This window comes from Nonomuraea sp. NPDC049684 (genome assembly GCF_044465345.1).
Lineage (GTDB): Bacteria > Actinomycetota > Actinomycetes > Streptosporangiales > Streptosporangiaceae > Nonomuraea.
In genome coordinates this window covers 214,089-231,180 of sequence record NZ_JBITLO010000007.1, presented here as the reverse complement: position 1 = coordinate 231,180, position 17,092 = coordinate 214,089, and the positions used below count along the sequence as shown (strand labels likewise).

The following is a 17,092-nucleotide window of genomic DNA, read 5'->3' as shown; positions in this document are numbered from 1 at the left end:
GCGGCGGTACGCCGGCCGTCTTCTTGCTGCCGCCCCGCGGCACGTTCCTGCCAGCGCAACCCCAGGTCAAGCCCCTGGACGCGCTCCTACGATCACGACATGTCCTACCAAGACCTGCTGTCCCGCCCGGTACGCCCGCCCGACCGCGTGCTGCGCTACGGCGACCGCCACCCCGACCAGGTGATCGACGTCTACGACGGCGCCGGCCGCGCGCCCCTCGTCCTGCTGCACGGCGGCTACTGGATGGCCGAGTACGACCGGCGGCACGCCCGTCCGATGGCCGTCGCCCTGGCCGCGCTCGGCCATCCGGTCTGGCTGCCCGAGTACCGCAGGGTGGGCCAGGACGGCGGCGGCCACCCGGGCACGTTCGACGACGTGGCCGCCGCGCTCGACGTCGTCCGGGCGGAATGCCCGTCCGGGGTGCTGCTGGTGGGCCATTCGGCGGGCGGTCACCTCGCGCTCTGGTCGGCGCTGCGGCACCGGCTGCCGCCCGGCTCCCGCTGGCACGGCGAGCCGGCGGTCAGCGGCGTGGTGGGGCTGGCCGCCGTCTGCGACCTGGGCGAGGCGTTCACGGCCGGGCTCGGCGGCGGCGCAGCCCGCGCCCTGCTGCACGACCGCGCCGACCTGCTGGACGAGGTGGACCCGGCGCGCATGCTGCCCTACGACCGGGGCCCGCTGGTGCTGGTGCACGGGGTCAAGGACCGCGTGCTGCCGGTGTCGATGAGCCGCCGCACGGCGGCGGCCGAGCCGTCGGCGGTGCTGATCGAGCCGTCGGACGCCGGCCACTTCAGCCTGATCGACCCCTTGTCGAGCACCTGGCCCCTGATCACCGCGGCCATCGAGGCCGCGGCGGGGCGCAGCGCTGTCAGGACGGCTCGGGCCTGAGCGCCCCGGCCGATCCGGACGCCCCAGCCGAGCGGGACGGCCCGGACGAGCAGGACGGCTCGGACGAGCAGGACGGCTCGGACGAGCAGGACGGCTCGGGCGTGAGGGCGCCGACGACGCGGGCGAGCAGGGCGGCCCACTCCTCGTCGCCGACGGCGTGCAGGTCGGGCGTGACCAGGGCGCTGCCCATGGACAGCAGCAGGCAGAAGTGGGCCAGCGCGGCGGGCGACAGCGCCGGGTCCAGCTCGCCCCGATCCTGGGCGAGGCGGGCCAGCGCGGCCATCGACCCGGCGCGCTCGCCGACGTAGTCGCGCATGGGCCGGGCGACGTCCTCGTCCCGGCGGGCGGCGACGAGGGCCTCGACGATGAGGTAGCCGCGCGCGTCGCGCCGCTGCGGCAGCCAGCGTCCGATCTCCAGCAGCAGGTCGGGGACGGGCCGGTCGGGGTCGGCGGCGAACAGGTCGGCCAGCCCCCGCCGCCCGTGCGCGCGCAGCGCCGCCACCAGCAGCTCGGCCTTGGAGCCGAAGTGCGCGTACAGCGCGCCGTTGCTCACCCCGGCGGCGGCGGCGATGTCGGCGACGCGGGTGCCGTCGTACCCGCGTTCGGCGAACGCCTCCGCGGCGGCGCGCAGCAACCGTTCACGAGTCTCGGCGGCGGTGACGCCGGCGATTCGGCCCATGGCAGCATTAAACAGCCCGCCCACCCGGGACGTGACCATCGACCGGATCCCCCGCCCGCGCCGATCAGTCGTCGAGGGCCTGGTAGAGCGTGGTCCAGAAGTCGTTGATGAGCCGCATCGAGTCCGGGGTGGACATCCCGACCTGGGTGAGCAGGATCCCGGTGAGCCGCCTGGCCGGGTCGGCGTAGGCGGTGGTGCCGGTCCCGCCGTCCCAGCCGAACTGGCCGGCGGAGGCGTAGTCGCCGCGGCGGGTGCGCACCGCCATCCCGAAGCCCCAGCCGCCCTGGAGCCCCTGGCCGCCGGACACGTGGACGATGTTCCCGTACATGGCGTCCCGGGCGGCCTGTTGCGCCGGGGTGAGGCGGTTGGTGGTCATCAGCTCGACCGCGGGCCTGGACAGGATCCGCTCGCCGTCGTGCACGCCGTGGTTCAGCAGCATCCGGAAGTAGGCGTGGTAGTCGTCCACGGTGGAGACCAGGCCGCCGCCGGCGCCCTGGAACGCCGGGGGCCGGGCGGTTCTGCCGCCCTCCGCCGCGTCCCACACCAGGAACTCGCCGGTCGCCGGGTCGGGCCCGTACAGGGGCGGCAGCCGGTCGATCTTCGCGGCGGGCACGTGGAAGGCGGTGTCCTTCATCCCCAGCGGGTCCAGGACGCGTTCGCGCAGGAACGCCTCCAGGGACCGGCCGGTGACCCTGGCCACGAGCACGCCGACCACCTCGTTGCTGAGGTCGTACTGCCACCGCTCCCCCGGCTGGTACGACAGCGGCAGCTCGCCGAGGCGGCGCATCCACTCGTCCGGGTGCGGCGCCGGCCCGGAGGCCACGCTGTAGTCGGTCCGCTCGAAGGTGGCGGCCCTGATCGGGGAGTCCAGCAGCGTGAAGTCCACGCCGAGGCCGAACGTGGAGGTCAGCAGGTCCCGTACGGTGATCGGCCGGCGCGCCGGCACGGTGTCCTCCAGCGGGCCGTCGGGACGCCGCAGCACCCGCCGGTCGGCCAGTTCGGGCAGCCACGGATCGACCGGGTCGTCCAGCCGCAGCCGGCACTCGTCCAGCAGGACCATCGCCGCCGCCATCGTGACCGGCTTGGACGTGGACGCCATCCGGAAGATCGTGTCCCGGCTCATCGGCGCGCCGCCGTCGTGGCGCATGGTCCCGATCGCCTCGACGTGCGTCTCCTCGCCCCGGCCGACCAGGGCGACCAGCCCGGGGATCCGCTTGGACTCCACGTGCCGGGTCAGCACCTCGCGCAGCCGGCGCAGCCCCGCTCCGGAGAAGCCGTTGTCGTTCTCGATCGTCATGGCGGGTCGTCCCTCTTTCGTGGTGGTCGTCGTCCGCACGGCTGAAAGGCGTGGTGGACGGGGCCACCGGGCTTCTTCGAGGTGGCCGTGCGACGAGCCTGGACCCTGCCCCAAGGTCAAGGTCAACCCCGCCGCGACCACGGGCGTCGGGCCCACGCCGTGCGCGCTACCCTCGGCCCTGTGAAGCCCCGCACCCCGTACCCGGGCGCGCCGCTCGCCGACCGGCGAGCCGCGCGCGTCCGCCCGCCGTCCGCAACCGCGCCGAGCCGATGACGGACGGGCTCACGATCGGCCAGACGGCGGCCTTCGCCGGCGTCACCGTCAAGACCGTGCGGCACTACCATCGGCTGGGCCTGGTCGCCGAGCCCGAACGCGACGGCTCCGGCTACCGGCGTTACCGGTCGGCCGACCTGGTCCGGCTGGTCCGGGTCCGGACCCTCGCCGCGGCCGGCGTGCCGCTGGCCGAGATCGGCGACCTGCTCGACGCCGATCCCGAGCCGTTCGCCGCCGCCCTGGACGACGTCCGCCGCCGGCTGACCGAGCGGATCGACGACCTGACCGCGCGCCGCGACACGCTGCACCGCCTGGCCCACGGCGACCGGGTCCTGCTGCCCGACCGGGCCTGCGCCGTCCTGGACCGGCTGGCCGCCCTCGGCTTCGGCCCCGACTACGTGTCCACCCAGCGCGAGGCCCTGGTTCTGACCAGGGCGCTGATGCCGGCGATCTTCGACAGCTTCCTGACCCGGCTCGAACACTCACTGGACGACCCCGAGCACGTCGAGCTGACCAGGCGCGCCCTGGAGGCCAGGACCTGGGACCCGGACGACCCGCGCATCGAGGAGCTGGCCTCCGCCCTGGCCGCCAAGCTGCTGACCGGCCCGGAGCTGCGGGCGATGCCCGACGCGTTCTGGAACCGTTCCGACGCCGCCGCCCGCTACGCGCTGGTCAACCAGCACGGCGAGGGCCGGGAACCGTCCATCGCCCGGCTGAACGCCCTGGTCGAGGCGGAGCTGCGAGCGTCCGGCATCGACCTCCCCCGCCGGTGACGCCGGCGGTCGGGGGCGGTCAGCCGATGCGCAGGGGCAGGGTGCGAGGACCCCGCACCTGACTGGCGGCCCAGGTGACGGCGCCCGGGTCGGCGAGGGTGAAGGCGGGGATGCGCTGGAGCCAGACGTCGAGGGCGGTGCGTAGTTCCATGCGGGCCAGGTGGGAGCCGACGCAGCGGTGGATGCCGAGTCCGAAGGCGGCGTGGCGGTTGACCTCGCGGTCGATGCGGATGTCGGCGGGGTGGTCGAAGTGGGCGGGGTCGCGGTTGGCGGCGGGGAAGGAGAGCAGGACCCAGTCGTCGGCTTTCATGTCGACGCCGTTCCAGTGCATGTCGTTTTTGACGAGGCGGGCCATGGTGACGGGGGCGTAGGCGCGCAGGAACTCCTCCATGGCGGTGGGGAGCAGGGCGGGTTCGGCGACCAGGCGTTCGCGGTCGGCGGGGGTCTTGGCCAGGTGCCACAGGGACGCCCCGATCGCGCTCCACGTCGTGTCGATGCCCGCGATGAGCAGCAGCGTCATCGTCCCGACGACGTGGACGGGGTCCAGCTTCGCGCCGTTGAGCTCGGCGCCGAGCAGGTAGGTCGTGAGGTCGTCCCGCGGGTGGGCCAGGTGGTCGTGGATCTGCTCGACCAGATAGGACGACAGCTCGGCGATGTGCTCCATCCGTGTCTCGGTGGGCTCGTTCACGCTTTCCAGGGCGTTCTCCACGAACCGCTGGAACCGGCCGGCGTCCTCGGACGGGAAGCCGAGCATGTCGGCGATCACCCGCATCGGGATGTACTGGGCGTACTCGCGGGCCGCGTCCACGACCTCCCGCCCTTCCAGGCCGTCGATCAGCTCGTGACACAACGCCCTGGTGCTCGCCTCCCGCCTGGCGACCGCCGTCTTGGTGAAGGCGGGCAGCAGCAGCTTGCGGGCGTCGTGGTGGAAGGGCGGGTCGGACGAGATCGGCGGGACCCCGCCCACCGGCGCGAGCTCCCGGGGCGGCTTGACGTTGCTGACGACGATGGCCCGGGAGGAGAAGCGCTCGGTGTCGTAGGCGATGGCGGCGACGTCCTCGTACCGGGTGGGCAGCCACACCCCGCCGAACCGCTCGGTGTGCGCGATCGGGCAACGCCGCCGCAGGTCGTCCTGGATGGGGTACGGATCCGCGGCCCACTGGGGGTCGACGTGGGAGAAGTCGGTGGCCCAGTCGGAGACCGGCTCGGTGACGATCTCACTGACGCTGACGGTGCCGCGCAGCCGGTTCCTGCGCGCCTCTTCCAACTGGGGGCCGAAGCGGTCGTCCACGGTCATCTCGCAGCTCCATCCCTGACGTCGATGAACCGGTCGGAGTCGATCTGAGGTGAATCCCACCCTCCCCCGAATTAAAAAAGCATTCATTTGATACGTCAACCCACCACCAAGAACGTCACCGCCGTTGTCCGGCGCGCTCGCAGATGTCAGTACGACACAGGAGGTGTCAGCGGACCCGGCAGCAGGCCATCGGAGATGCCAGTAGGCGCGTACAGCGGGAGGTCCGGCCAGAGAATGATGACGTCCGACCCCGGCGGCCGTGCGCTGGTGGTGGCACCGGCGGACGGCGAGTCGTCCGCATCGGTCGGAAATGTCAGTACAAGATCATACTCTTGCCGACCGTGACCGCTACTCGCACCATCTCGTTCGGCCTCTGGGTTTCCTACGCGCAGGCATATCTCGTTGATGACACTGACGACAACCCGGGCTACGCCACCTTCGCCGATGACCATCCCGACCACCCCGTCGGAATCATTCGCGTGGAGGACGGCGCGGCTCTCCTGCTCACGAGCACACACACGGGCACCCTTGACTTCTCGGTGACCGTGGCCGACCAAGACCCGGGAGCCGACACCGACGGATATGAGGACATTGTGGAGATCAGCTTTCACTCGGAGGCCGGACGGCTCTCGCTGTGCGAGTGGGGAGGCGAAGGCGTTCACGAACTACCCGAACTGCCCTCGGGGCCAGGGTGGTATCGGTTGCGCTATCACGCCGTGAACATGGACGAGGAGTCGGAAGCGGAAGATCGTTATCTGCTGCAGATCTGGCCGGAGCCTGAGTCCGTTCCTCGGGTGATCAAGAGCACGAGCGCGCACCTCGCCTACTGGCGCGGCGTGGGCTGACGTCCCGGCTTCAGGAGGTTTCCGGTCAGGCCCGATGCCGACATCAACCGCGCTTTCCCATTGACCGGCATGGCCCGGATCCCGACCGGCTGAATCGCCACCTCCGCGAACTGGGCATTGATCCGATCGCCGACGACCACATCGACAACCCCATACCAGCCGCCCTGGCGATCGCCGGCCGGCTCACCGGCGTCCTGATCACCCCAGAGCACCTTCGCGGCCCCATTCTCGGCGCCGCCATTCCGGCTTACTGATCACCTTGACCACCTTCCGTGATCTCGGCACCATGCCGACATGAGTGCCGGCCTGATCATCGCGATGCCTCTCCGGCAGTGGGGGCTGATCGACGCGTCCATGGACAACGACGCCAGCGTCGAGACGGTGAACGGCAATCGCCAGCGGGCCGACCTCGCGCGCAGCATCCGCAGGGCCGGTTGGGATCAGATCGCCCACTGGACACCCGGCGTCCCAGGCTCCGGTTCGTGGCCGCCACCGGACGAGATCGTGAAACCCAAGCTCACGATCGCCCAATGGCTGCTCACCATCGACGTCCTCGAACGCTGGGCCGCAGCCGCCGATCGCACCGGACGTCACGAAGCCGCCGCCCGAGAACGCGAGCTCCGAGACCTGATTCTCTCCCGGCTGCAAGCGCACGGCGTCCGACTCCCTGAAGGGTCAGCCGACAGCCCTGGGCCATGACTCAAGGGAACGTGATCTTCGACCCGGTACTGCCGACTTCGATGACGCGAGCATCCGTAATTCAACGCTCATCGAAATGGCAGTGCCCAGGTCGAGGGCAGGGTCCACCGCCACCTTCGCTGCGTCCGGACAGCCGTTGTCCGGCGACGGCCACCGGCACCGGCACGCCGTCCGGATCTGCGGCCGCGCACCGATCTTGATTGGTGCAGGTGACGCAAGACATCGCTGCCTGACCCGGCTACGACCATGCTCCGCCCTGTGTGATGCTGAGCGCGTTTGCGCCAACCTCATGACCTCGGAGAACTCCTGTTCTCCTCCCCCGGGCCCGGCCCTGGTCGCCATCCCAGCTTCGCCGGAATCCGGGCTGACGGAGGCGGCTTGGACGACCGTCATGGAAGGCGTCGTAGGACGCTATGCTCTCGCCCCAAGTGATCATCCTGTCCGTTTATGAAAGCGGTGCCACGAGTCGTCTATTACGCCGTCGTACGATGTTTGCAGCAATGGGATTGGCGATCGGAACGGTCGCATTGACCTCGGGCGCGGGTTATGCGTCGGGAGTGTCGCGAGCCCCAGCGCCGCCACGGCGTCGGAACCCGTGGCGAACACCGTGCAGGTCCCCTTGGTCGCCCCCTATAACAGCGCCTTCCCATTCCCGCCGGGCCGGCAGTTGAGCGCGGCGCCGAACAGCTGGAAATACGGCACGGCGACGAATGCGCCCCTCGCCCAGCTCGGTCTCACACAGACCCGTGTCTGGTTGGCGTTCAATCAGGCGTACGACGTCACGACCAGGACGCCGCGGTATTCCAAGTGGTACGACTACCTGGAGGCGTACGCGTCACGGTCGGACGAGCTCCTGGTCAACTGGCGCTCCGACTACGACCTTTGATCACCAAGGGCACCTTCACCCGAGCCGAACTGTTCGCCGCAGAACCTCCGGCAGGTCACGCCACCGACTGCCGGGACGAAACCACCACTTCACCGCATTGAACAGCCGCCGCAGATCCGGGATCGGCCCCCGCTCGCCCAGCGGTAAATGGGGCTCGATCAAGGACCATTCTTCGTCGGTGAGGTCTCCACGCGCCATGTTCGATGGCCTACCGGCGCCACCGGCCATACCACAGGCGATCCCTCTGATCTCAACTCCGTACAGGCCTTGGATCGGTGAGCGTGGCATCGATCCGCCCGAGGCTGGGGTGAACAGCCGTGAACGACATGCGCCCCCCTTCGCAGCTGACATGTGAGAGGGGAGAAACCGACAATTCCCGGCCCCGTCCGGCGGCCCGTTGCACGCCATGCCCATCAAGGAGCGGCCGGCACTACCGACCCCCGATGGCGCAGTACCAACGCACTGTCACGGCGGGGGACGTCAACGGCGGAACCCGGGACTGGCACGTCGTCCATCTGTCTCAAGTGGAAGGGAGAAGTCGTACGTGAGAACGAGTTGCGAGAGTGGATCGGCGGTTCGGGCGGTCCTCCGCCGGAGGACTTGATCTTGCTCTGGGAATGGATCGTTCATGAGACTGCGGGCGCCTTTGTGCCGACCGGCCCTCTTGATCTACGACCGCCAGGAGTTCCAAGGCGCGGTTTCAAGATCCAGTAGGTGCCTTGAGCATCTTCACCTGCTGGTCCTACCGTCGTGGCCATGCGCCAGATCGACGACGTGGACGTGCTCAAGGTCATGACCAGCCGGTTCCGGATGAAGCTCTTCAGCCTCCTGTTCCGGATCGGCCCGGTCACGGTGAGCGAGCTCGCCAGACGGATGGACGCCGATCCCGGCCAGGTGAGCTATCACCTGCGGCAAATGCAGCCACATGGGTTGATCGAGGACGTCCCGGAGCTCGCCCGGGACAGCCGGGAACGCTGGGTGCGGGCAGCTTTGACCGGGTGGGCCTTGGTGCGGGACTTCGAAGCCCCGGAGGCCAGAGCCGCGCTTCAGGCGTGGACTTCACAGTGGGTGATCGACCAGTTCGAGCGGCTGCGCGACTTCGAACGCACTCATATGACACTTCCCGAGGACTGGCGCCACGCGTCCTTCGGAAGCAGCCGTCACCTTCGCCTCACCAAAGATGAGCTCGCACAGCTCGACGACCAGCTCAATGCCGTACTGAAGCCGTGGCGGGAACTGACCCAGGCGCGCGTCGAGTCGAGCGAGCCTCCGCCGGACACCCGCCCGATCTTCATCTTCTACCACGCATTCCCGGAAGAGCCCTGAGGAGCCTTCCGTGTATTTCATGCATGAGGAGTGGGGCCGCGCCTACCTCGCTGAACAGCGAGCCGATGCCGCACGCTTACGCACCATCCCGCCACGCTCGCGCCGGCGTCTTCTTCCGCGCCTACGCGGTCGGTTCGCGGTCACCCTCCGCCGCCTCGCCGATCACCTCGAACCTTCCTGATGCTCCTGAGGTCGCCGGCCCATTGACGCCGAGACGCTCCGGTCTGCCCGGTTCTGAGACATCTGAGCATCGCATGGTCCTTACGCGGGCCAAGAAAGACCGATCCCCTGCTGGCTACGGTCTATGTCGATACGCGAGCGCCGCAGAGACTGCTGGGCCAAAATGGCCCGCATGTCCACCATGCCCGAAGATCACGTTGAGACCGCGACCCCCTCCCCACTCAACGACTACGACAGGATGGCTGAGGGTTACACGGCCGAGAACGAAACCAGTCTGCTCAACGCGTACTACGAGCGGCCCGCGATGCTGGAGCTTGCCGGGGACGTGGCCGGAAGGCGCATCCTCGACGCCGGTTGCGGCTCGGGTCCCCTGTTCGCCGAGCTGCGCGATCGGGGCGCCGTCGTGACCGGCATCGACGCGAGCGCCGGGATGCTGGAACAGGCCCGGCGGCGGCTGGGCGACGACGCGGACCTGCGGGTCGCCGACCTGACCGAGCCGCTGCCCTTTCCCGATGAGGCGTTCGACGACGTCGTCGCGTCGCTGGTGCTGCACTACCTGGAGGACTGGGGGCCGACACTGGCCGAGCTTCGACGCGTGCTGAGGCCTGGTGGCAGGCTCCTCGTCTCGGTCGACCATCCTTTCAGCGTCGCTCTCTTTCAGCACATGGCCGGGGAAAGGCCCAAGTACTTCGAGACCCGCAGCCGGACCGAAGAATGGGTCATGGGCGGGCAGACCGTCCAGATGAGGTTCTGGAACCGGCCGCTGCATGCGATGACCGAGGCCTTCGCCGCGGCGGGGTTCCGCATCAGCGTCATCAGCGAACCGCCGTTCGTGCCGGAGGCCCGCGAAGTGTTCGCCGAGGAGCTCCGCGAGTTCGAGCCGACCCGCACGAGGTTCCTGTGCTTCTTGTTCTTCGTTCTCGAAGCCGGCTGACTTCAGGCAGAGGTTGGTCTTCGGTTCTGTACGGTCATCTTCGCTGACACTCTCGGTTCTGCCGGTTTGCGATCATTGGAAGCTGTTGTCCGGGACGATCAGAAGGAGGTCGCGTGTCGGTCAGCGGTTCGCGTTCGAGAGTCGTGGCGTTCTTCGGCGTCCTCACGGCTGCGGTCATCGTGGTTGCGGCGATCGTGGCCTTCCGCGACACCGATGACCAGCGATTCATCCGCTCGGCTGCCGAGGTGGAGGCGTTCGCCCGCACGGTGAGGGAGGGGGACCGGCTCGGCCCCCGCGCCGTCGGCGGGATGGACTTCGAGGAGGTCCGCCGCGAGCACGGTGTGGTCGTCTTCCAGCAGGGCGAGGCCCTGCAGAGCCCCTACGGTTACGCCTGGAGCCCCCAGGGCGATCCGGCTCCGATCCTTGAGGACGTGGAGTGGTCGGAGGACCACGTCGATCACCATTTCGAGCATCTGGAGGGCGACTTCTACTCCTGGCAGGGAAGGCGCTGACACGCGACCGCCGGTGGCGAGGGGACGGCGCGCAATGCCGGGAACAACTACGGGTCAGCCGGTCAGGCGGGTTCTGACTTCGGCGGCGGAGGGGTGGGCGAGGGCTTCCAGGAGGGTGAGGGCCTGGCGCCAGGTGTCGGCGGCGGCGTCCGGGAGGGCGGCCGCGTGCAGGGTGTCGCCGAGGCGGGTGAGCGTGTCGGCCTGGTGGTAGCGGTCGCCGGCCTCGCGGAATAGCTCGACGGCGCGCTCGTACCAGGAGACGGCCTCCTCGTGGCGGCCGAGGAGGTGGCAGGCGTAGCCGAGGCTGTCGCAGGAGTTGGCCTGGCCGAGGACGTCGCCGAGCCGCCGGTGCAGGTCGAGCGCCTGGCGGCAGTGGGCGAGCGCCTGTTCCTGGTCGCCGAGCTGGGCGTGGAACCAGCCGACGGCGTTCAGCGCGCGGGCCTGGCCGGTCAGGTGGCCTGCCGCGCGGTACAGGGTGAGGGCCTGGGTGACGTGGTGCAGGGCGTCCTGGTGGCGGCCCTCGATGCTGTACATCGTGGACAGGTTGCCGTGGACGCGGGCCTGGCCGGTCGGGTCGCCGAGCTCGCCGTACAGGTCGAGGGCGAGCCGGAAGTGGGCGCGGGCGTCGTCGAAGCGGTCGATCGCGGTGTTGGCCCAGCCGAGGTTGCCGTGGACGCACGCCTGCCCGAGCCGGTCGCCGGCGTGCCGCGCGGCGGCCAGCGCGGTGGTCTGGACGGCCAGGTGCTCGTGCCGCATGCCGCGCCGGTCCAGGAAGTCGGCCAGGGTCCAGGCGAGCTGCCAGGCATGGGCGTCGAAGCCCAGGGCGGCCGCGCGCGCGACCGCGGCGACGAGCACGGCGCACTCGGCGGTGAACCAGGCCAGCGCCCCGCCCGCCGACTCCTCGAACACGGCCCCGCCGCCGGAGGGCGGCTCCCCGTACGTGGTCCCGACGACGGAGGGCGGCTTCTCGTGGGTGGTTTGCGGGGTGGGGGGTGGGGCGGGGAGTGGGTCGCGGTGGGGGTTGAGGAGGGTTGCCGCGGTGCGGGCGGTGTGCAGGTAGTGGTCGAGGAGCCGGCGCGTCGCGGCCCGGCGTTCGGCCTCGGGGGTGAGCTCCTGGACGAGCTCCACGGCGTGGGCCCGCAGCAGGTCGTGGAAGGTGTAGCGGCCGGGGACGTGCTGGCTGAGGAGATGGGCGCGGCACAGCTCGCCCAGCAACGCCCGCGCCCGCGCCGCCGGCAGGCCCGCCAGTCCGGCCGCGGCCGGCAGGCTGAGGTCGGGCCCCGGATGCAGCCCGAGCAGCCGGAACAGACGCCCGGCCCCGCCGCTGAGCCCCTGATGGGACCAGGAGAAGACGAGGCGGAGCTGCGTGCCGGGGCCGTCGGCGTCGAAGGCGTCCAGGTTGGCGTACAGACCGGTGGCCGGGCCGCCGTACTGGCCGGCGTGTTCGGCGTGGCCCGCATGGCCCGCGTGGGGGGCGTGGTCGCAGTGGACGGGGGGTAGCTCGTCGGCGATGACGGCCAGGGGGAAGCCCGGGTGGGTGGCTGCGCGGGCCACGATGACGGCCAGTGCCAGCGGCAGCCGCGCGCACCGCTCGATGATCTCCGCCGCCGCGCCCGGCTCGGCGGCCACCCGTTCGCCGCCCAGCCGCCGGGCCAGCAGCTCCCGCGCCTCGGGCACGGACAGCAGGTCCAGCCGGAGCGGGTGCGCGCCCTCGGCGGCGACCAGGCCGGAGAGCTGGTCGCGGCTGGTCACCAGCACCAGGCAGCCGGGCGCGCCGGGCAGCAGTGGCCGTACCTGCTCGGCGTCGCGCGCGTTGTCCAGCACGATCAGCATCCTGCGTCCGGCCAGCAGGCTGCGGTAGAGCCCGGTCCACGCCTCAGGACTGGCCGGGACGCGGTTGGCCGGAGCGCCCAGCGCGTCGCCGAAGACGCGCATCGCCTCGACCGGCGTCATCGGCCGCCCGCTCTGGTCGAAGCCGCGCAGGTTCACGTAGAGCTGACCGTCGGGGAACCGGTCGCGGACGCGGTGGGCCCAGTGGACGGCGAGCGCCGTCTTGCCCACGCCCGCGGTGCCCGTCACCGCGGCGACGACCACGGCGGCCGGCTGCTCACCCGCCGCGGCGAGCAGGGCGTCCAGGCGGGCGAGCTCGGCGGCGCGGCCGACGAACCCGTACACACCGGGCGGCAGCATCGCCGCGACGTGCCCGGACGCAGACCCGGACGCAGACCCGGACGCAGACGCAGGCGCAGACGCGGGCGCAGACGCGGGCGCAGACGCGGGCCCCGACGCGACGGTCTGGGAACGCAGCAGTGTGTCGTGCAGGCGTCGCAGCCCTGCCCCGGGGTCGAGCCCCAGTTCGTCGGCCAGCCGCCGCCGCAGCGCCCGGTAGGCGTCGAGGGCGTCGGCCAGCCTGCCCGCGCCATGCAGCGCCCGCATCAGCAGCTCGACCAGGGACTCCCGGACCGGATGCTGCTCCACCAGCGTCAGCGCCTCGGCGGTGACCTCGTGGTGGCGGCCCAGCGACAGCTCCAGCGCCAGGCACTCCTCCACGGCCGCGAGCCGGCGCTCCTGCCAGATCCGGGCCGCGCCCTCAAAGGCCCGGCCGCGGACGCCGGCCAGGAAGGGCCCGCGCCACAACGACAGCGCCTCGCGGTACCCGGCCACGGCCCCCGCCGGATCGGTGCGGGCGGTCTGCCGCGCCGCCGCGGTCAGGCTCTCGAAGGCACGGGCGTCCAGGCCGCGCTCGCCGGGGCGCAGCAGGTAGCCCGCGCGCTGGGTGGTGATCACGCCGGGGGCGGCGCCGGCGTCGGCCAGGGTGCGCCGCAGCCGGGTGACCAGGTCCTGGATCTGCCGGCGGGCGGAGGCGGGCGGCTCCTCCCAGACGACGTCCACGAGCCGGTCGACGGTGACGACGCGGTCGGCGTCGAGCAGCAGCGCGGCGAGCGTCCTCTCCTGGCGTGGGCCGTGCAGCGCGAGGGGGCGTCCGGCCACCCTGACGTCCATCGGTCCCAGCATGCCGAACCAGGCTGCGGCCATCGCGTTCCCCCTTGTTCCCGGCCCCGCCGGCGTGCGGATCGCCGCCGTCCGACGGCGAGGACGCGGCGAGGATGCGGCGAGGGTGGATCAAGGATCGGCCGTCCTAGCGTGATGCGCGTGACCATGCCGTGAACCTGCGGCCAACTGACGACGGCCGCGCCGGACCCGAACCCGTCCGGCGCGGCCGAGCCGTGTGACGACCCCACTCCCGACGACCTCCCCGCGGCGGTACGGCCGTGCCCTCGAAGGGCGCGTGGCCCCCGGTGAAAGGAAACCACAAGTGATCGACAAGCTGAGGGCCGTGGCGCGGACGGGCGGGCCCCCGCCGTCCGGGCGCCGGACCGGGAGGCTCGTCCTGGCCACGACACTGACGACGGCGCTGCTGCTGACGCCGGTCCCCACGGCGCTGGCCGACGACACCCCCGCAGCCACCCCGGAGGCGGCGGCGCTGGCCAAGGCCGGCGCGTCCGGCGAACCGGTCGAGGTGGACGCCGCCCGCACCGAGACCGGCGAGCTGCTGGCGAACCCGGACGGCACCCTGACCCGGCGCGAGCACCTGCGCCCGGTGCGTGCCAGGATCGGCGGCTCCTGGCGTCCGGTGGACGACACCCTGCGCCGCAACCCCGACGGCACGATCTCCCCCCGGGTCACCACCTTCGCGATGACGTTCTCCGGCGGCGGCGCCGGCCCGCTGGCCACCCTGGTCAAGGACGGCAGGAAGCTGGAGCTGAGCTGGCCGTCCCGGCTGCCCGCCCCCGTCCTGGACGGCGACACCGCCACGTACGCCGACGTGCTGCCCGGCGTGGACCTCAAGGTGATCGCCGAGCCCGACAACTTCGTGCACCACCTGATCGTCAAGGACCGGTCGGCCGCGGCCGACCCCCGGGTGCGCACGTTGAGGCTGGGCGTGCGCGGCGAGGGCCTGGACGTGACCGCGACCGCCGAGGGCGGGATCACCGCCGCAGACGGCGGCGGCAGGCCGGTCTTCTCCGCCCCGGTGCCGCGCATGTGGGACTCCTCCCACACCGCCGCCGCCAAGGGCCTGGCCGCGGCCGAGCCGCACGAGGACGGCCCGGTCCGCAACGCGCCCATGAAGGCCACCGTGGAGCCGGGCGCTGGCGGCGGCGGCACGCTGCGGATCGTGCCCGACCAGGCCCTGCTGGACGACCCGGCCACCGTCTACCCGGTGGTCATCGACCCGATCTTCGGCGGCGGCTACCGGAACCACTGGGCCAACGCGGTGAAGAAGGCGAGCAACTCCGGCGTCGCCAACACCGTCTACTACGACGGCGGCAACAAGGTGGGCAGCGAGAACCCGCCGGTCGCCCGGGTCGGCCACGAGAACGACACCGGCCTGACCGCCCGCGCCTACTTCGAGATGAACATCAACGGCCTGCAGGGGGCCCGGATCCTCGCGGCCACCTTCAACGTCTTCAACGTCTCCTCCTGGAGCTGCTCGGCCCGTCCGGTGGACCTGGGCTGGACCGGCGGCATCGGCAACTGGGTGACCTGGAACAACCAGCCCGGCTGGATCCGCACCCTGCAGACCAAGTCCTTCGCCCACGGCTGGGGCTCGTGCGGGTCGGCCGGCGAGGACTTCGCCGACGGGGCGGTGGCCGGCGCGGTGCAGGAGGCGGCGAACAACGGCCAGAGCAACATCACCTTCGGGCTGCGCGCCGCCGACGAGAGCGACACCTACGGGTGGAAGAAGTTCAAGGTGGACGGCACCAACCCGGTGCTCCAGGTCACCTACAACCGCGCTCCGCGCCTGGTCTCCAAGACCGCCTACCAGGGGCCGTGGAACAACAACTCCTCCGACCGGCCGATCCCGTGCAGCGCCACGAACCCCGCCTGGGAGGTGGTCGGCAACACCGACGTCACGCTGACCGCGACCGGCACCGACCCCGACGGCGGCAACCTCGACGTGGGTTTCGGCCTGTGGTTCCACGACGGCCCGGCCGTGCGGTCGGACACCCGCACGGTGGCCGGCGGCTCGACCGCGACCGTGACCGTGCCCGCCGACCAGCTCCAGGACGGCGGCCACTACTGGTGGCACGCCAGCGTCTCCGACGGCGTGGACGGCGACTGGTCCACCAACTCCTGCCCGTTCAAGGTGGACAAGACCGCTCCGGCCAAGCCGGTCGTCACCTCCGCCGACGGCCGCCGCATCGACGTGGGCGAGGTGCCCGCCCGCTACACCCGCAAGGTCAGGCTGACCTCCAGCGACGCCAACCTGGACGGCTTCTGCTACCGGCTCAACCGCCCGCTGTCGGTCGGCGGGGGCAAGTGTGCGGCCGGCACCTGGGTCAAGGCCGGTCCCGACGGCTCGGCGACCGTCGAGATCTACCCGCACCGCTGGCCGAACAACCGGCTGCACGTCGCGGCCATCGACGTGGCCGGCAACGTCTCGCCGTACGACGGGTCACCCGAGCAGGCGGCGACCAACACGACGCTGATCGTCACCGCGCCGCCGGTGTTCGTGGCCGAGCCCGACGGGACGGTGTCCGGCGACCGCGACGGCGACCTGACCGGCGACGGCCGGCCCGACATCCTGGCCACCGACAACAGCGGCACGCTGCGCCTGTACGCCGGCCGCGGCGACGGCGCCACCGACGGCGGCACCGACGTGGGCGCCTCGGGCTTCGGCGGCGCGCTGCTGGCCCACCGCGGCGACTTCGTCGGCCCAGAGGACGGCATGGGCAAGGACGGCTACGAGGACATCTTCGTCCGCTCGGCCTCGGGCAAGCTGTCGCTGTACCCCAACGAGGGCACCGGCCGGCCGAACTTCGAGGGCAGGCGGGAGCTGCGGCATCCCGGCGGCGGCGACTGGTCGGCGGCCACCCGGATCATCGCGCCGGGCAACCTCGACGGGCGGCCGGGCGCCGACCTGATCGTGGTCGAGGGCGGCCGGCTCGACCTCTACACCGGCACCGCGGCCGGGATGCTCGCCCTGGCGGCCAACGGGGAGCTGGCCGCGCCGCGCGTCCTCGACGTCCCGTCGGGGGCGGCCGGGTCGGCGCCGCTCGGGCTGGACGGCTACGACGCCTTCGTGCCGGGCGACGTGCTCTCCGACGCCGACGGCGACGGCGTCCCCGACCCGGGCAACGCCGCCGACCTGATGCTGCGCCGGCGCGACAGCGGCGCGGTGACCCTCTACCCGGCCTCGTTCGACGACGCCGGCACGTACGTGCTCGGCGCGCCGCGCCCCTACGGCGACGAGCCGTGGCCGGCCGGCAGCCACCCGTGGATCGCCGCGCCCGGCGACCTCCAGGGCCAGGTCGTGGACGTCGAGGGGGTCAGGACCTTCCAGCCGGCCCCTGGCAAGGAGGGCCCCGACTTCTGGGTGGCCGCCCAGACGGCGGCGCTGTCCGACGGCCTGTACCTCTATGCCGGCTCGCCCGCGGGCCGGGAGCCGGCCGTCAACGTCGGCGGTCCTGGCTGGACCGGCTGGATCACCGGAATCTCCTGAA

The 17,092-nt window shown here is 71.7% G+C and carries 15 protein-coding genes; 10 read left to right on the top strand and 5 right to left on the bottom strand.

Going from position 1 to position 17,092, the window contains the following annotated elements; all coding sequences use genetic code 11:
- The first annotated feature begins 99 nt into the window (after window positions 1–99).
- The gene (locus tag ACIBST_RS23705) at window positions 100–885 is read left to right on the top strand and encodes an alpha/beta hydrolase family protein (RefSeq protein ID WP_397174583.1); all 786 of its coding nucleotides are present in this window, start codon (window positions 100–102) and stop codon (window positions 883–885) included.
- Here ACIBST_RS23705 and ACIBST_RS23700 read toward each other — a convergent pair.
- Together ACIBST_RS23700 and ACIBST_RS23695 are read right to left on the bottom strand one after the other, a co-directional pair.
- Window positions 866–1,564 (bottom strand): TetR/AcrR family transcriptional regulator, encoded by a 699-nt coding sequence (locus ACIBST_RS23700; protein ID WP_397174581.1) that lies wholly within the window; start codon window positions 1,562–1,564, stop codon window positions 866–868. The genes ACIBST_RS23705 and ACIBST_RS23700 overlap by 20 nt on opposite strands.
- Window positions 1,565–1,628: 64 nt before the next feature.
- Complete coding sequence (locus ACIBST_RS23695; protein WP_397174580.1) at window positions 1,629–2,861, bottom strand: serine hydrolase domain-containing protein; 1,233 nt, start codon at window positions 2,859–2,861, stop codon at window positions 1,629–1,631.
- 269 nt (window positions 2,862–3,130) lie between these two features.
- Between ACIBST_RS23695 and ACIBST_RS23690 the strand changes: the two genes are divergently transcribed.
- Window positions 3,131–3,907, top strand: a complete 777-nt coding sequence (locus ACIBST_RS23690) for a MerR family transcriptional regulator (RefSeq protein ID WP_397174578.1) — start codon at window positions 3,131–3,133, stop codon at window positions 3,905–3,907.
- Window positions 3,908–3,926: 19 nt separating this feature from the next.
- Here ACIBST_RS23690 and ACIBST_RS23685 read toward each other — a convergent pair whose 3' ends face one another.
- A complete protein-coding gene (locus tag ACIBST_RS23685) occupies window positions 3,927–5,204 on the bottom strand; it encodes a cytochrome P450 (RefSeq protein ID WP_397174576.1) in 1,278 nt (425 codons plus the stop codon).
- 332 nt (window positions 5,205–5,536) lie between these two features.
- Here ACIBST_RS23685 and ACIBST_RS23680 point away from each other — a divergent pair, with 332 nt between their 5' ends.
- From ACIBST_RS23680 to ACIBST_RS23665, 4 genes are all read left to right on the top strand, one after another.
- Entirely contained in the window at window positions 5,537–6,049 is a 513-nt protein-coding gene (locus tag ACIBST_RS23680) for a hypothetical protein (RefSeq protein ID WP_397174574.1), read from the top strand.
- Window positions 6,031–6,303 carry a DUF6461 domain-containing protein gene (locus ACIBST_RS23675; RefSeq protein WP_397174865.1) on the top strand — a complete coding sequence of 91 codons (273 nt, stop codon included), beginning with the start codon at window positions 6,031–6,033 and terminating at the stop codon, window positions 6,301–6,303. The genes ACIBST_RS23680 and ACIBST_RS23675 overlap by 19 nt, the downstream gene beginning before the upstream one ends.
- Before the next feature lie 40 nt (window positions 6,304–6,343).
- Window positions 6,344–6,748, top strand: coding sequence for a hypothetical protein (locus tag ACIBST_RS23670; RefSeq protein WP_397174572.1), 405 nt, complete (start codon window positions 6,344–6,346; stop codon window positions 6,746–6,748).
- 754 nt (window positions 6,749–7,502) lie between these two features.
- A complete protein-coding gene (locus tag ACIBST_RS23665; protein WP_397174570.1) occupies window positions 7,503–7,634 on the top strand; it encodes a hypothetical protein in 132 nt (43 codons plus the stop codon).
- 15 nt (window positions 7,635–7,649) lie between these two features.
- On the opposite strand, the gene ACIBST_RS23660 is transcribed toward ACIBST_RS23665, so the two are convergent.
- Window positions 7,650–7,832 (bottom strand): transposase, encoded by a 183-nt coding sequence (locus tag ACIBST_RS23660; protein ID WP_397174568.1) that lies wholly within the window; start codon window positions 7,830–7,832, stop codon window positions 7,650–7,652.
- 558 nt (window positions 7,833–8,390) lie between these two features.
- Between ACIBST_RS23660 and ACIBST_RS23655 the strand changes: the two genes are divergently transcribed.
- The 3 genes from ACIBST_RS23655 to ACIBST_RS23645 all read left to right on the top strand — a co-directional run bounded on the left by ACIBST_RS23655 (window position 8,391) and on the right by ACIBST_RS23645 (window position 10,586).
- The gene (locus tag ACIBST_RS23655) at window positions 8,391–8,960 is read left to right on the top strand and encodes an ArsR/SmtB family transcription factor (protein ID WP_397174567.1); all 570 of its coding nucleotides are present in this window, start codon (window positions 8,391–8,393) and stop codon (window positions 8,958–8,960) included.
- Window positions 8,961–9,303: 343 nt separating this feature from the next.
- Window positions 9,304–10,074: a class I SAM-dependent methyltransferase gene (locus ACIBST_RS23650; protein ID WP_397174864.1), complete on the top strand. Its 771-nt coding sequence runs from the start codon at window positions 9,304–9,306 to the stop codon at window positions 10,072–10,074.
- A gap of 113 nt (window positions 10,075–10,187) precedes the next feature.
- The gene (locus tag ACIBST_RS23645; protein WP_397174566.1) at window positions 10,188–10,586 is read left to right on the top strand and encodes a hypothetical protein; all 399 of its coding nucleotides are present in this window, start codon (window positions 10,188–10,190) and stop codon (window positions 10,584–10,586) included.
- Window positions 10,587–10,640: 54 nt separating this feature from the next.
- Here ACIBST_RS23645 and ACIBST_RS23640 read toward each other — a convergent pair whose 3' ends face one another.
- Window positions 10,641–13,622: an AfsR/SARP family transcriptional regulator gene (locus ACIBST_RS23640; RefSeq protein ID WP_397174564.1), complete on the bottom strand. Its 2,982-nt coding sequence runs from the start codon at window positions 13,620–13,622 to the stop codon at window positions 10,641–10,643.
- A 280-nt stretch (window positions 13,623–13,902) separates the two neighbouring features.
- On the opposite strand from ACIBST_RS23640, the gene ACIBST_RS23635 reads away from it, so the two are divergent.
- Window positions 13,903–17,091 (top strand): DNRLRE domain-containing protein, encoded by a 3,189-nt coding sequence (locus ACIBST_RS23635; RefSeq protein WP_397174562.1) that lies wholly within the window; start codon window positions 13,903–13,905, stop codon window positions 17,089–17,091.
- The last annotated feature ends 1 nt before the right edge of the window (window position 17,092 follow it).

Bases quoted from the DNA above. Each gene is read 5' to 3' on its own strand.
- ACIBST_RS23705 (WP_397174583.1), top strand. From the start codon at position 100: ATGTCCTACCAAGACCTGCTGTCCCGCCCGGTACGCCCGCCCGACCGC.
- ACIBST_RS23700 (WP_397174581.1), bottom strand. From the start codon at position 1,564: ATGGGCCGAATCGCCGGCGTCACCGCCGCCGAGACTCGTGAACGGTTG.
- ACIBST_RS23695 (WP_397174580.1), bottom strand. From the start codon at position 2,861: ATGACGATCGAGAACGACAACGGCTTCTCCGGAGCGGGGCTGCGCCGG.
- ACIBST_RS23690 (WP_397174578.1), top strand. From the start codon at position 3,131: ATGACGGACGGGCTCACGATCGGCCAGACGGCGGCCTTCGCCGGCGTC.
- ACIBST_RS23685 (WP_397174576.1), bottom strand. From the start codon at position 5,204: ATGACCGTGGACGACCGCTTCGGCCCCCAGTTGGAAGAGGCGCGCAGG.
- ACIBST_RS23670 (WP_397174572.1), top strand. From the start codon at position 6,344: ATGAGTGCCGGCCTGATCATCGCGATGCCTCTCCGGCAGTGGGGGCTG.
- ACIBST_RS23660 (WP_397174568.1), bottom strand. From the start codon at position 7,832: ATGGCGCGTGGAGACCTCACCGACGAAGAATGGTCCTTGATCGAGCCC.
- ACIBST_RS23655 (WP_397174567.1), top strand. From the start codon at position 8,391: ATGCGCCAGATCGACGACGTGGACGTGCTCAAGGTCATGACCAGCCGG.
- ACIBST_RS23650 (WP_397174864.1), top strand. From the start codon at position 9,304: ATGGCCCGCATGTCCACCATGCCCGAAGATCACGTTGAGACCGCGACC.
- ACIBST_RS23640 (WP_397174564.1), bottom strand. From the start codon at position 13,622: ATGGCCGCAGCCTGGTTCGGCATGCTGGGACCGATGGACGTCAGGGTG.